The 14,524-nt window shown below is 58.9% G+C and carries 10 protein-coding genes; 3 read left to right on the top strand and 7 right to left on the bottom strand.

Translation table 11 applies throughout. From position 1 onward, the window contains the following. Nucleotides 1–29: 29 nt before the first annotated feature. The 3 genes from AC2FIC_RS19075 to AC2FIC_RS19065 all read right to left on the bottom strand — a co-directional run bounded on the left by AC2FIC_RS19075 (nucleotide 30) and on the right by AC2FIC_RS19065 (nucleotide 4,588). Nucleotides 30–1,118: a Hint domain-containing protein gene (locus tag AC2FIC_RS19075; protein WP_496692866.1), complete on the bottom strand. Its 1,089-nt coding sequence runs from the start codon at nucleotides 1,116–1,118 to the stop codon at nucleotides 30–32. Nucleotides 1,119–1,242: 124 nt separating this feature from the next. Next, on the bottom strand, nucleotides 1,243–2,319 hold the full coding sequence (locus AC2FIC_RS19070; protein WP_142638056.1) for a T6SS phospholipase effector Tle1-like catalytic domain-containing protein: 1,077 nt from the start codon (nucleotides 2,317–2,319) through the stop codon (nucleotides 1,243–1,245). Beyond that, entirely contained in the window at nucleotides 2,297–4,588 is a 2,292-nt protein-coding gene (locus tag AC2FIC_RS19065) for a xanthine dehydrogenase family protein molybdopterin-binding subunit (RefSeq protein WP_496692867.1), read from the bottom strand. Before AC2FIC_RS19065 ends, AC2FIC_RS19070 begins: the two co-directional genes overlap by 23 nt. Nucleotides 4,589–4,730: 142 nt before the next feature. On the opposite strand from AC2FIC_RS19065, the gene AC2FIC_RS19060 reads away from it, so the two are divergent. Beyond that, nucleotides 4,731–7,883 (top strand): valine--tRNA ligase, encoded by a 3,153-nt coding sequence (locus AC2FIC_RS19060; RefSeq protein ID WP_496692868.1) that lies wholly within the window; start codon nucleotides 4,731–4,733, stop codon nucleotides 7,881–7,883. 143 nt (nucleotides 7,884–8,026) lie between these two features. Continuing rightward, nucleotides 8,027–9,190, top strand: a complete 1,164-nt coding sequence (locus AC2FIC_RS19055; RefSeq protein ID WP_496692869.1) for a benzoate/H(+) symporter BenE family transporter — start codon at nucleotides 8,027–8,029, stop codon at nucleotides 9,188–9,190. Nucleotides 9,191–9,395: 205 nt separating this feature from the next. Here the strand turns inward: AC2FIC_RS19055 and AC2FIC_RS19050 are convergent, their stop codons facing one another. Both AC2FIC_RS19050 and AC2FIC_RS19045 read right to left on the bottom strand, forming a co-directional pair. Continuing rightward, nucleotides 9,396–10,178, bottom strand: a complete 783-nt coding sequence (locus tag AC2FIC_RS19050) for a crotonase/enoyl-CoA hydratase family protein (RefSeq protein WP_496692870.1) — start codon at nucleotides 10,176–10,178, stop codon at nucleotides 9,396–9,398. Between the two features lie 66 nt (nucleotides 10,179–10,244). Then, on the bottom strand, nucleotides 10,245–11,315 hold the full coding sequence (locus tag AC2FIC_RS19045; RefSeq protein WP_496692871.1) for an SMP-30/gluconolactonase/LRE family protein: 1,071 nt from the start codon (nucleotides 11,313–11,315) through the stop codon (nucleotides 10,245–10,247). Between the two features lie 93 nt (nucleotides 11,316–11,408). Between AC2FIC_RS19045 and AC2FIC_RS19040 the strand changes: the two genes are divergently transcribed. Continuing rightward, nucleotides 11,409–12,524 carry a pyridoxal phosphate-dependent aminotransferase gene (locus AC2FIC_RS19040; protein WP_496692872.1) on the top strand — a complete coding sequence of 372 codons (1,116 nt, stop codon included), beginning with the start codon at nucleotides 11,409–11,411 and terminating at the stop codon, nucleotides 12,522–12,524. A gap of 126 nt (nucleotides 12,525–12,650) precedes the next feature. Here AC2FIC_RS19040 and AC2FIC_RS19035 read toward each other — a convergent pair whose 3' ends face one another. Beyond that, nucleotides 12,651–13,841 (bottom strand): pyridoxal-phosphate-dependent aminotransferase family protein, encoded by a 1,191-nt coding sequence (locus tag AC2FIC_RS19035; RefSeq protein ID WP_496692873.1) that lies wholly within the window; start codon nucleotides 13,839–13,841, stop codon nucleotides 12,651–12,653. Nucleotides 13,842–13,891: 50 nt separating this feature from the next. Continuing rightward, complete coding sequence (locus AC2FIC_RS19030) at nucleotides 13,892–14,524, bottom strand: bifunctional 4-hydroxy-2-oxoglutarate aldolase/2-dehydro-3-deoxy-phosphogluconate aldolase (protein ID WP_142638043.1); 633 nt, start codon at nucleotides 14,522–14,524, stop codon at nucleotides 13,892–13,894.

The raw sequence follows: 14,524 nt of genomic DNA, 5'->3' as shown, positions 1-14,524 counted from the left end.
TGTTTTGGCTCTGCGTCATCTAAGAGCGATCACACTGGAATCGAAGAAGAGTCGTAATCTGCCAAAAGCGGCCGCCGGTTCCGTGCATGCCGAGCGATCAATCGCTTTTGCCGCCCCCCCTCTGGGATTTTGTAGTTGGTCTTTTGCATCGGGGTTTCGACAAGATCGGGGAACAGCGAAAAAAGCTCTTCCATGGCTGCTGCCGGTAGAGATTTCAGTGCTTCATCGCCAAGCAAAAGGCTCTCGGTCGGGGCGCCATCTGCATAAATTACCTCATGTTCAGAAAACACCAGGTGGAAATAAGTAACTTCTGTAATTCTGTCGTCGACGTATATCCCCGGAAGCTCGACCAACTTTATAGCTGAGACCAGAACCTCGGGGCACTCAAACATGCGCTTAACGATCGCCGAGGATATCAGCATCCGGTGCTGACGGGACACGAGCAGGTCGCGTCTGGGCAGGCCCTGCCCTAGCGCGCCAGCGCAAATGCGTACTGGGTAAAGCTTGGGATTGCGGCGCAAATCCCGTACACTGACATGTCGCCGAATGATTTGTGACAAAGGCTGCGTGCAACCATGATCCGTCAAGGCACGATCACCTTGCTTCAAACTCTCGATCAGGACAGGGCCCTGATCGGTCGCAATCAACGTTCCTGCCGTAAGGCACGGTATGGTGCCCGGTGTCGGAGTGGTGTTCACCGAATAGGTTCCACCATCGTCGGTGGAAATAAGTGAATCTCCCGCCCCGGCCTCGCCGATAACCGTCGAGCTCATCCCATTGGCGGGGCCAGCTGTCGCCGTTATCGGGCCGGGGCTGGGGGGATCGCTGAAAGAGCTGAACTGATAAACCGTTGACCCGTCGGATAAAGAGATACCATTCGTTTTACCGAGCCCGGTAAAGGTGGCGGAACTGGCTGAATCAATTACATAGACGTCCCGGCCTGCGACTGTCGTCGGGGTGATCCCATCAAGCGTGTTAGTGCTGCGGATAGATCCGTCAGAGTTGTAGATCGTAACAACAAGCCCAGAAACATCTGCACCCGCGTCAACAGCGACCTCGATAAAGTCCTGTGGTGGGCCTCCAAGGTACTTGAGTTCGGAAAAATATGGGTCTGCCATATGTCAATTCGCCTTTGTGTTCGGCGTGAGTATGATGATCCGATACTTGTTTCAATATATGAGTACTAGGGTCTCACTAACCAGTAAATGTTCCCAGTGGTTTTTGTTCGCAGCTGGAACCGAATTACTGCGCTGGATGCGATGGCAAATCCAACATCGGCACCCAACCGGGCAGTTCGTTTGGCGAAACCGAGACATGCAGCCGCTCGGATCGGTCGCGGCCTACTTTGCGGTGCTTGCGCAGTAGGAAAATCTTACCCCAACCGCGCCATGTGCCGACCGAACGCGCATGAGGGTCGATCACAAAGCGGTCTCTCCATCCCTCCGGCAATGGCAGGCCGTGCAGCTCTGCCTTGTCCAGCATCCAAACCAGCGAGATGTTGCTAAGGGGGCGGGCTTCTTCAAACCCGTTCAACTGGCCACCCACATCGCCATGGGTGCCTCGGAACCAGACTTGCTCGATATGGCCTTTAAAATCGGGGGTACATTTCCACAGGACCGGCTCGAATACCTCGCGCGTTTCATCCAGCGCCATTGCGTGGTAGCCGTGGCGCGTAGCGGGACCAAGCTGATGGTTGTGGAAGGCGTGGCGATCCTCGGCCCAACGCCAAAGCAGCGGAAGACGCAAGCCCAGTGCTTTTACTGTATCCCACACGCCGATCATTTCGATTGCAACATCTTCATGGCAGAACTGCCGGCGAAACGCAGCGGCGGCGCTACCATTGGCATTGCATTCATAGTGGCGGTAGGCCTGTTTGATATTCCTAACGGTCGCATGCTCGGCCTTGAGCAGACCAATCATGTCGATCACACCCGCAAGGCTGCGCACACCGTAGGCCCCACGTGAGTAGCCGATGAAATAGATACGGTCGCCGGGCTTATACCGCGAGGCCAGATAGCCATAGGCCCGGCGTATCTGGCGATTGATCCCCCGCCCCATCATCACATCCAACGAGGACTTCCAGCTTTCCCATTGCACGCCGGCCTCATAGAAGACGGATACCTTGCTTCCCATCTCGCAGCACAGCCGCAGCGCCTGCCCCGCATGAGTTTCATATCCGGGCTCAAGCGTCGACATGGTGCCGTCTAGAATGATGACATGGCTGACAGGTTCACGATGGCGCGTTTCGGCCGAATGCTCGGAACGCAGCGGCCGTCCAAGCCACCCCAGTACCTTTCTACTCAGCCGCGACAGTTGCATCGTTCAGCAGTTCCCATACTTTGTGCGGCGTAAAAGGCATATCGGCCTGCCGCACCCCGTGATCCCAGAGCGCATCCTGAACCGCATTTGCCACTGCAGCCAGCGCGCCCACGGTGCCGGCCTCTCCGCATCCTTTCATTCCCAAAGGGTTAGAGGTTGACGGTACCGGCGCCGAGGTAAACTTAATCATGGGTATCTCGGCTGCGCGGGGCAAGGCGTAATCCATCAACGATGCCGTGAGCAGTTGCCCCTGCGCATCATGGACAACATGTTCGGACAGCGCCTGACCGATGCCTTGTGCGACACCACCATGAACTTGCCCCTCGGCCAGCATCGGATTGATAAGATTACCGAAATCATCGACCACAGTATAGCGGTCTACCCATGTTTCGCCGGTACAAGGGTCAATCACGATTTCGGCAACATGTGCCCCGTTGGGATAGCTACGGTCGTCCAGCGTGATGCTTGCCTGATGCTGCAACAAATCAACGCGCCCGTCGGCACGGGCCATATCCGCGGCCTCGGTCAAAGTGGGCGTCAGGTTTGATCCCGGCGCGCGGAAGGTTTCAAAATCAAAGCGCACGTCGCTTTCCTCCACCCCCATCTTATCTGCGAGATAGGGCGTGAATGCGGCAACCATGACGTCGATCGTGGCAAGCGTCGCTGTACTTTGCACCGTAACTGATCGCGATCCCCCGGTTCCCCCACCATTCGGAAGCTGGTCGCTGTCACCTTGAACTACGGTGATGCAATCCAGGGGAACCCCGGTTTGGTCAGACAGGAACTGAGCATAGACCGTTTCGTGCCCCTGCCCGTTGGATTGGGTTCCGACAAAAAGTTTCAAGGTGCCATCCTCAACGAACTCGATCTTTGCGTTCTCGGAAGGGTCGCCCAAAATACTTTCGATATAGTAACAATTCCCCTGCCCCCGGAACAAACCGCGTTCAGCATCGGCGATCTTGCGGGCGGCAAATCCGCTGGACTGTCTTTGGCTTTGGGACAGAACCATGTCGAAATCGCCGACATCATACGTTTCGCCGGTCGCGGTCTTGTAAGGAAATGCCTCAGGCCGGATGAAATTCTTGCGCCTCAACTCCCAGGGATCCACGCCCAGTTCTCGGGCCGCGCGGTCGATAGCGCGTTCAAGGACATATATGGCCTCGGGTCGCCCTGCGCCGCGATAGGCGTCAACCTGCGTTGTATTGGTAAAGAACCCCTCGACCCGCAGATAGGTGGTTTGTACATCATAGGCGCCCATCAACACTTTGCTGAAAAGATTGGTTTGTATCGCCTGGCCGAAATGGCTGTTATAGGCCCCGAGATTTACCTTGCTGTGCACCCGATAGGCGGTGATCCGGTGATCGCTGTCAAAGGCCAGCTCGGCCAGCGACGACAGATCGCGGCCATGGTGATCGGACAACATCGCCTCGGACCGGTCAGACATCCAGTGAACAGGCTGACCCAACTTCATCGCAGCAACGGCCACGCAGAAATATTCGGGATAGGGCATGACCTTCATGCCGAACCCGCCACCGACATCCGGGGTCGTGACGCGGATATCTTCGGGGTTGAGTCGCAACTTTTGCGCCAGCTGACCACGCATGGCCCAAACCCCCTGCCCGCCATAGGAAAAGTGCAACCGCCCATCAACCCAATGCGCCTGACAGCCCCGCGGTTCAATCGACGTGATGATCACTCGATTGTCTTCCACATTCAGTGCAACGGTATGAGCCGCCTGCTGAAACGCAGCAATAGTTGCCGCCTCATCGCCCAGCGCCCAGTCAAATGCCCGATTATCCGGAGTTTCCGCGTGCAGCGTTTCTCCGCCCGCACACACGTCCAGTTTTACGGGCAAGTCTGAGGTTTCGACCCAGATCAGCTCGGCCGCATCGCGGGCCTGTAAGGCGGTGTCGGCAATGACTACAGCGACGGGTTCTCCGACAAACCGTATGCGATCCGCGGCCAGCATATGCCGGTCCGGCGCAACGGCTTTCGAACCGTCTCGGTTATTCAGGATGGCCGCATTCATACACGTGTCGATCCCGGCGGCCTTCAGGTCGTCCAGCGTCATGATCAGCCGCACCCCTTCGGCCGCGCGCGCGTCATCCAGAACCAGCGCCCCAATCACCCCATGCGCCACCTGGGATCGCACGAATACCGCATGCAAAGCCCCGTGCGGTAGGACATCGTCCATAAAATGCCCCTGCCCGGTCAGAAACCGCTGGTCCTCGGTCCGTTTGACGGGCTGGCTTTTGCCAAACTTTTCCACCGCGCACTCCTGTCTGTGCCTCTAGGCGACATTAGGCTGCGATGCATCATTGTCCATAGCCCCGGCGCTTGGCCCTTTCCCTTTTGCTATCCTTTCGATATTGCAAGCGCTAACCCGAATTTGTTGACGCAGGACGCATCCAATGGCGATGGAAAAGACATTCAACGCGGCCGAGGCCGAGGCCCGCATTTACGAGGCTTGGGAACAGGTCGGAGCCTTCAAGGCGGGCGCGAACAGATCGCGCGATGAAAGCTTTACCATCATGATCCCGCCGCCCAACGTGACGGGGGCGCTGCATGTGGGACACGCGTTCAATAACACGCTGCAGGATATCCTGACCCGCTGGCACCGGATGCGCGGCTTCGACACGCTTTGGCAACCCGGTCAGGACCACGCAGGCATCGCCACGCAGATGCAGGTTGAAAAGATGCTGGCGGCGCAGGGCAACGAAGGGCGGCGTGAACTCGGGCGCGAGAAGTTCCTCGAGAAAGTCTGGGAATGGAAGGGTGAATACGGCGGCACGATCATTGAACAGCTCAAGCGTCTTGGCGCCAGCTGCGATTGGTCGCGCAACGCGTTTACCATGGCAGGTGCACCGGGTGACCCGCGCACAGGGCATGAGAATTCTGCAAATTTCCACGATGCCGTCATCAAGGTCTTCGTAGAAATGTACGAAAAGGGCCTGATCTATCGCGGCAAGCGTCTGGTCAACTGGGACCCGCATTTTGAGACCGCAATCTCGGATCTTGAGGTCGAGAATATCGAAGTCGCGGGCCATATGTGGCACTTCAAGTACCCGCTGGCGGGTGGTGAGACCTATACGTATGTCGAAAAGGATGAGGACGGGAATATCGTGCTTGAGGAACAGCGCGACTATATCTCAATCGCCACGACAAGGCCTGAAACCATGCTGGGCGATGGCGCGGTTGCGGTTCATCCGTCAGATGAGCGCTACGCGCCAATCATCGGCAAACTCTGTGAAATTCCCGTTGGACCGAAAGAGCATCGTCGCCAGATTCCGATCATTACTGATGACTATCCCGATCCCGATTTCGGCTCGGGCGCGGTGAAGATCACCGGCGCGCATGATTTCAACGACAACATGGTCGCCAAGCGTGGCGGTATTCCGATGTACCGTCTGATGGACACGCGTGGCGCAATGCGAGCCGATGGCGCGCCCTATGCCGAAGAGGCCGGCAAGGCGCAGGAATACGCGCGCGGCAAGGAGTTCACCGAGAATGAGATCGACGCAATCAACCTGATCCCCGATCACCTGCGGGGACTGGACCGGTTCGAAGCGCGCGCTAAGGTGGTCGAAGAGATCGCCGCCGACGGCCTGGCCGTAATGACCCGCGCCGACAATCCGGTTCTGGGCACAAAGCTGGGTGAGGACGACGACCCGGCTGCACTCGTCCCGCTGGTCGAGAGCAAACCGATCATGCAGCCCTTTGGCGACCGCTCGAAAGTTGTGATCGAGCCGATGTTCACCGACCAGTGGTTCGTGGATGCCGAAAAAGTCGTCGGCCCCGCGCTGGACGCGGTCAAGGACGGCACGGTCAAGATCATCCCGGAATCGGGCGAGAAGACCTATTACCACTGGCTGGAAAACATCGAGCCCTGGTGCATCTCGCGCCAGTTGTGGTGGGGGCATCAGATTCCGGTTTGGTATGGTCTCGACCTGTCGGCCGAAAACTTCAAAGATGACGAAAACGACGGCAACCTTGATCTGGTCGAATTGGGTCGTTTGCTGAACGAAGGTGGTATGTTGCATCGTGGCAATGTCATGGAATGCGCGTCGAGTCTGGAGGCAGTGACTGAAAAATTCCTGGACGATAATGCAAACATTCCCAGCCCGCTAAGCCACGCAACTGTAATCGAAGTTGCCGATAAGCAAGAAGCGATCCATCAATTCGCCGAAAGCCTTGCTCAGTATGCAGTTGAACAAGACCCGACGAAGCTGGTTTATCCGGTTTGGCGTGACCCCGACGTTCTCGACACCTGGTTTTCCTCCGGCCTCTGGCCCATCGGCACGCTGGGCTGGCCCGAGCAGACCGAGGAGCTGGAACGCTACTTCCCCACGGACGTTCTGATCACCGGCTTTGACATCCTGTTCTTCTGGGTCGCCCGGATGATGATGATGCAACTGGCGGTGGTCGATCAGATCCCGTTCCACACCGTCTACCTGCACCAGCTCGTCCGCGACGAGAAGGGCAAGAAGATGTCCAAGACCACCGGCAACGTCATCGACCCGCTGGAGATCGTGGACGAATTCGGCGCCGACGCGCTGCGCTTTACCAATGCCTCGATGGCGGCGATTGGCGGCGTGTTGAAACTGTCTCGCGAACGCATCACCGGCTATCGCAACTTTGGTACAAAACTTTGGAACGCTGTTCGCTTTGCCGAGATGAACGAGGTCTTCACCGACGCCGTACCGCAACAAGACGTCGCCGATCTGAAACCCAAGGCCGCCGTAAACCGTTGGATCATAGGCGAAACTGCCCGCGTGCGGGAAGAGGTCGACGCGGCGTTGGAAAGCTATCGCTTCAACGATGCGGCGAACGGGCTTTACGCCTTTGTCTGGGGTAAGGTCTGCGACTGGTATGTGGAACTGTCCAAACCCCTGCTGCAGGGTGACGACGCCGAGGCACAGGCCGAGACCCGCGCCACCATGCGCTGGGTTCTGGACCAGTGCATGGTCTTGCTGCACCCAATCATGCCCTTCGTTACCGAGGAACTGTGGGGCCTGACAGGCACGCGCGCCAAGATGGTCGTGCACGCCGACTGGCCGACTTACGGCACCGAACTGGTCGACCCAGAGGCGGACCGCGAAATGAACTGGGTGATCTCGGTGATCGAGAACACGCGCTCAGCTCGTGCGCAGATGCGGGTTCCGGCGGGCCTTTATGTACCGATGCTGGTGACAGAGATTGACGCGCATGGCCAAGCTGCATGGGACCGTAACGAGGCGCTGATCAAGCGGCTGGCGCGGATCGACAGCCTGACCAAAGTGGATGCATTTCCCAAGGGAACGATCTCGATTGCCGCGCCGGGTGCGACGTTCGGTTTGCCGCTGGCAGATATCATCGATATCGGCGCCGAAAAGGAACGACTGGAAAAGGCAAAGGGCAAACTTGCCAAGGAACTGGGTGGTTTGCGCGGTCGTCTGAACAATCCGAAATTTGTGGCCTCGGCCCCGGAAGAGGTTGTTGCCGAAGCCAAAGCCAACCTCGCCGCCCGTGAAGAGGAAGAGGTGAAACTGAACGAGGCGCTAGCACGTCTGGCCGAAATCGCCTGATCTTCGTCTACTCCAAGCCGTTCTAGATACCAGACCCCGCCACGCCCGCGTTGGCGGGGTTTTCGTTCCCCGGCCCGGATTTCGCCCTGTTCACCTCCGCTTACGATTGCTAGCAAGTGCGGGTTGATAACGCTGAGGGCAGGATGACACGCGCATTTCCACCAATGCAGACCATCTCAACCGGATTGGTTGTGGCCATCGTCGGCTTTTTCAGCTCATTCCCCATTGTACTGCAGGGGCTGGATGCGATGGGTGCGTCACCGGAGGAGGCCGCATCGGGCCTGATGACCGCCGCCATCGCCATGGGGCTGGCCGCCATCGTGCTGAGCTTGCGCTACAAGTTGCCGATCAGTGTCGCCTGGTCCACGCCGGGTGTCGCGCTGTTGGCTGTATCCGCTACACCTGTCGAGGGATTCTCAGGAGCTATCGGTGCGTTCCTGTGCGCTGGCGCTTTGACTATTGTGGCTGGGTTGTGGAAGCCGCTGGGAAGGTTGGCAGCTGCAATCCCGACCACGTTAGCGCAGGCAATGCTTGCCGGGGTTCTGATGCCGCTATGTATCCTCCCGTTCAAAGCGGCCGTCGAGATTCCGTCGCAGGCGCTACCCGTAATCCTGACATGGTTCATCGCGGGGCGGTTCAACCGGCTTTTTGCGGTTCCCGCGGCAGTGATCGCAGCAGCCGTTGTAGTCATCCTGAACGCCGGGGATACAACGATCATGCCCGAGCGTCTGGTTGCGGCACCGATCTGGGCCATGCCTACATTCTCGCTGGCCTCGGCCATAGGGATCGGAATGCCGCTGTTCATCGTCACTATGGCGACACAGAACATCCCCGGCATCGCGGTGATGCGCAGCTTTGGCTTTGCGCCCGTGCCGGGCAAATTGTTCTCGGCCGTCGGAGGGGCCAGCCTGCTGTCCGCCCCGTTCGGAGCCCCCGCCACCTGCCTTGCCGCCATCACTGCCGCGATGTGTTCAAATCAGGATAGTCATCCCGATCCTGCGCTGCGCTATTGGTCGGCCATCATGGGTGGCGTATTCTATTGCCTGTTTGGTATTTTTGCCGTGGCCATCACCGGATTTGCCGCCCATGCCGATCCGTTGCTGATGGGGACGCTGGCCGGGGTCGCACTGATCGGCGTGCTGGCAAATGCGATCCACGCTGCGCTGGAGGTTGTGGCCGAGCGTGAGGCGGCGATCCTGACTTTTGCTATCACTGCGTCCGGTATCACAGTCTTCGGGCTGGGGGCCGCGGTCTGGGGTTTGCTGGCTGGTGGCATTGCCTATCTGGTGACTAACCGGCTGCGATAGCCGCTTTGCCCAGAGGCCACAGCCAAAGCAAAACCGGCTTAAATTTGGATCATTGGGAACTCTGGTGGAACGCCGGATCAAGAAAGCACAGACCTAAGTCCAACCCAGAGAATTCGTTTCAAGTAACGCTGGATCAGATGCGCAAAGCCTACACCCCACTGCCTGACACGCAGGTCCGCGATGCCCATCGGGATTCATGTGGTGACTACTTGAACTTGGGCTTACGGCCCTGCATCTGCGCCATGACAACCTCCATCTGATCGGGTTTGCCGATCAGCTCCACCTGTTCGGCAGATTCGGCCAGCAGAACGTCGGCTCGCGTACGGGTTTCGGCCACGTCGATCAGGCGCTTGGCGGCACGGATGGCTGAAGGGCTTTGGCCTGCGATGTCTTCAGCCAGAGCCAGCGCCTCGGTCAGAGGATCGTCCGAGAGTTTCGTGACCAGCCCCCAATCAGCCGCCTGCGGCGCGCCTATTGGACGTGCAGTATACGTCAGCAAGCGCAGCACGTCCGAGCGCACAAGCTCGGGCAGCAGAACCATGCCGCCCATGTCGGGAATGATACCCCATTTCATCTCCATCACCGCCAATTTCGCCTCGGGGTGGGCAATGCGGATATCCGCGCCCAGTGCGATTTGCAGACCACCACCATAGGCCACACCCTGAATGGCACAGATGACTGGAACGGGGACACGGCGCCAGATCAAGGCAAGCTCCTGCATTTCGTTGGCGTCGTCATGGCTGCGGTTCATCAGCCATTCGGTTGGGTCCTTGTGGGCCATGCTGGCGAAACTGGCCATGTCGAGACCGGCGCAGAAGCTTTTACCCTCACCCGACAGCACCACGGCGCGGGCGTCGGAAACCGCCACCTCTTGCCCGGCAGACAGGATCGCCTTGATCATGGCTTCGTCCAGCGCGTTCATCTTGTCGCCACGGGTTAGCGTGACATGGGCGATATGGTCTTTGTATTCGATGGAAACGCGAGACATTGGTCCCTCCGGAAATCAGTGTTGCGTCAACCATGCCAGCAAGATGAGGACAGTGCCACCACGACGTCAGGGCAAATCAGCGACGGGCATTCGGCCATACCACGGCGAATCCAGCGTCATGACATAGAACAGGTCACCAACGACCTGACCCGCCGTGGTGATGCCCAGCCGCCCGCCGGGGTCCTGCAAGGTTTGCAGGATTGTGCCATCCCCGTCGAATTGGACGATCATGCCGCGATGAATCGGGGCCGGTCGCACCAAAGGACCCAGCCGCCAAATCACCTTGCGCAAAAAGGGATAGGGCATCAAAGCTTCACTCGGCACCCGCGGGCTGGCGAAGGCCATCCAATAAGTGCCGTCGCCCTGCGCCGTTAGGTTATCGGGGTATCCCGGCAGGTTTTCCATCAACACCTCGCGCTGCCCAGCACTCGGCCCAGTTAGCCAGAGCTTGTGCACCCGCGCACGGCCAGTTTCGGCGATCAGCAGAAAATCCGTCTGCGGGGAAAGCGCTACACCATTGGTATAGACAAAGCCCTCGGCCACCTTTTTTGTTGTGCCATCAGGGGAATAGCGGGCCACGTATCCCGTATCCGACTGCTCCCAGATGGTCAGGACCGAGGTGGCTTTGGTACCGCCCATGGTTTCGGGATCGAACCGATCAGACGAGTTCGAGAAATAGACCGTACCGTCCGGAGCCACGTCCAACTGATTGGCATAGACCACCGGAGACCCGCCAATCTCGGACACAAGGGATACCAGCGTGCCGGGCCCGGTCCAGCGCATCAGCCCCCGGTAGCTATCTGCGATATATAGCGCGCCGTCCGGCCCAGCTTGCAGACCCAAAGGGCGCCCACCCAGGTCGTCGATCTTGACCGGGCTGTCGCCGTCGATCCGATAAAGCGCGCCGGACATGGATGTCGTGTAGATCGTGCCATCCGGCATGATCGCGATGTCTTCCGGGCCTTCCTCCCCATCCGGCAAAGAGATCAGTTCGAGGCTGTCCAAAGCGTTGTTCTCGGCAAACACGCCGGTAAAGCCCGGAGCTTCGGGCGGCTCCCAGGCCACTGGGTCCACGCCAACAGGCCAAAATATCAAATAGGCAAGCCCCACTAAAGCCAAACCAATCGCGATGCGCATGGACACTCCTTTGTTTTTGTTGATGCCAGACTGTGGGCACTGTGCAGGCAAAGCAAGGTTGCCTGTCGGATGACCTTGCGTTTATCTGTCTGCATGACCAATCCACGCTATACCCCGCTTGCCCAATCTCTTCCTGCTTCTGTGCCTTTTGTCGGCCCTGAAACACAGGAACGACAGCGCGGTGCACCATTTGTGGCCCGTCTGGGTGCGAATGAGAATGTCTTTGGCCCTTCGCCGCGCGCTATTGAGGCCATGCGGCAGGCAACTGGCGATATCTGGATGTATGCTGATCCAGAAAACCACAACCTGCGCCACGCCCTGGCTGAGTACCACTCCGTCTCACCCGAAAATATCGTGGTTGGCGAAGGCATTGATGGGTTGCTGGGCTATCTGGTGCGCCTGCTGGTTGGGCAAGGAGATACGGTTGTGACCTCGGACGGGGCCTATCCGACCTTCAACTATCACGTCGCCGGGTTTGGCGGGGTGATACACACGGTTCCTTATCGCGACGATCACGAAGACCCTCAGGCACTCTTTACCAAGGCCGCAGAGGTCGAGGCTAAGCTGGTCTATCTGGCCAATCCTGACAACCCTATGGGCAGCTGGCATTCGGGCACTGATATCGTGGCTGTATTGGATGCGCTGCCCGATGGCTGTTTGCTGGTTCTGGACGAGGCATATGTGGAATGCGCCCCCGACGGGACTGCAGCGCCGGTTGCCGCAGATGACCCGCGTGTGATCCGGATGCGCACGTTTTCCAAAGTGTACGGAATGGCCGGCGCGCGTGTCGGCTATGCCATTGGGGCGCCAGGCCTGATCTCGGCGTTCAACAAGGTGCGCAACCATTTCGGTATGAACAAGGCTGCACAAGCAGGCGCGTTGGCTGCGCTGCAGGATGAAGTTTGGCTGTTACAAATCCGTGCCCGCATCTCAGATGCGCGCGAGAGGATCAACGCGATAGCGTTGGAGAACGGGCTGCACCCTTTACCCTCAGCCACCAATTTCGTGGCCATTGATTGCGGTCAGGATGGGGTGTTTGCCAAGGCTGTTCTGGAGTCGCTGGTGGCGCAGGGGGTTTTCGTTCGGATGCCCTTTGCCGCGCCTCAGAACAGGTGCATTCGAGTGAGCTGCGGCGATGCCTCCAATCTAGGGGCTTTTGCCGCCTCTTTGCCAAAAGCGCTTGCTGACGCCCGGGCGCTGAACGTCTGAAGCTCTCGCTTATGGCCATCGGGACGGGGGGGCTGTCTGCCCCCATCGCGCCGTTTGCGCGATTCCCCCCGAAAGTATTTTGAGTCAGATGAAGATACAGATTAGCACTGAGATCGGGGGCTGGTCTCAGGTCACAAGCGCGGTGGCGGCGGCTTCTAACGCACCCGTGCCGCGCGGAATATCAAGGGCGGCCATGGCAGTTTCCACGCCGCCAAGCATCGCCATGACCATCTGTGCATTGATGTGTCCCATATGGCCCAGGCGAAAACAGCCGTCCCAATCTTCCATCCCGAGGCCTATTCCCAAAGTCAGGCCCAGCGATTGTTCGGTATAGGATCGCAATGGTGTTCCGAGCCCTCCACTCAGGCGCAGCGCGGTGACCGCATGACTTCGGTCGGCGCGGTCAGCTACGTTCAACGACAGCGCACCGCCCTGTGCCCAGATTTCGCAGGCGGTCCAAATTGCCTGAGCGAGGCGTTGATGGCGCGCCCAGACATTTTCAATCCCTTCCGCGTGGATCAGGTCGAGCGCGGCCCGCAGCCCATAGAGATGATGGGTCGGTGCGGTACCATCGAAGTATTGGTAGAATAGCTCGGGATTGGCTCGTGGTTGCCAGTCCCAATACCGGGAAACACGCGGCATTGCTGCCCGTTTTGCCTGCGCCTTGTCGTTGAAGAATACAAACCCCATGCCCGGTGGGGTCATCAGCCCTTTTTGACAGGCGGTAACAGTCACGTCGACACCCCAGGCATCCATCTCGAATTGCTCACATCCCAGCGAGGCGATGCAGTCCGCCATCACCAGCCCCGGGTGACCCAAATCATCCAACAACGCGCGCAGCGCCGGGAGGTTGTTGCGAATTGAGCTCGAGGTATCCACGTGAACTGCAAGTATAGCCTTGATATCATGCGACGAATCAGCACGTAGCACCTCGGCAATGCGATCGAAATCCCAGACCGTGCTGGTTCCGAAATCAATCACATCCACCTTGGCGCCGATCCCTTCGGCCATTTCGGCCCATCCATGGGTAAACCGCCCCGATGCGGGTGCAAGCACTGTCTCACCTGGCGCGATGGTGTTCGACAGTGCCGCCTCCCACGTGCCATGGCCGTTGGCAATGTAGATGGCCACGTTATGGGCCGTGCGGGCAACGCGACGCAGATCGCGGATCAGATCGGGCATCATCTCGATCAATTCGCCGTCGTAGATATTAGGTGACGGTCGGTGCATCGCCTGCAGCACTGCGTCAGGCATGACCGAGGGGCCTGGAATAGCCAGATACTCGCGCCCACGCGCGAGGGAGATTGGATGTGTCATGGGATCAACCTGTTTGAATTGGCCCTACCCTAACGTGGCCAATTTCGGCGTCAATCCATCAGCTTGGCGGCATCCCGGGCAAGCGTTTCGATCCCGGACCAGTTGCCTTCTGCGACCATCTGTTTGGGTGCTACCCAGCTGCCACCCGCACAGATCACGTTGGACAAAGACAGGTAATCTCGGGCATTTGAAGGCGATACACCGCCCGTTGGGCAGAAGGTGATTTGCGGCAAGGGCGCGCCGATAGCCTTGAGCGCAGGCGCCCCGCCCGAGGCCTCGGCCGGGAAGAACTTCAGCATGTCATAGCCTTTTTCCAGCAGGGCCATCGCCTCGGTGGCGGTTGCGGCGCCGGGCAGCAGGGGCAGGTCTTGGGCTTCGCATGCGGCGATCAGGGCGTCAGTGGCACCGGGCGAGACGCCAAACTGCGCGCCAGCCTCTTTCGCGGCGCGCACGTCATCAGGCGTGATCAATGTACCCGCCCCGACGACGCCACCGGGAACCTGCGCCATCGCCCGGATCGCATCGAGCGCAGCCGGGGTGCGCAAGGTGACTTCGAGCGCAGGAAGACCGCCCGCGACCAGAGCTTCGGCCAGAGGTCGTGCGCTGGCGGCGTCGTCAATTACAAGAACCGGGACAATCGGGGCAAGGGCACAGATTTCACGGGTGCGTTGTGTTTTGGACAT

Source organism: Ruegeria sp. CDSC079 (genome assembly GCF_059610505.1).
Note: the sequence above shows the minus strand (reverse complement) of the source record. Positions and strands in the feature narration are given on the sequence as shown.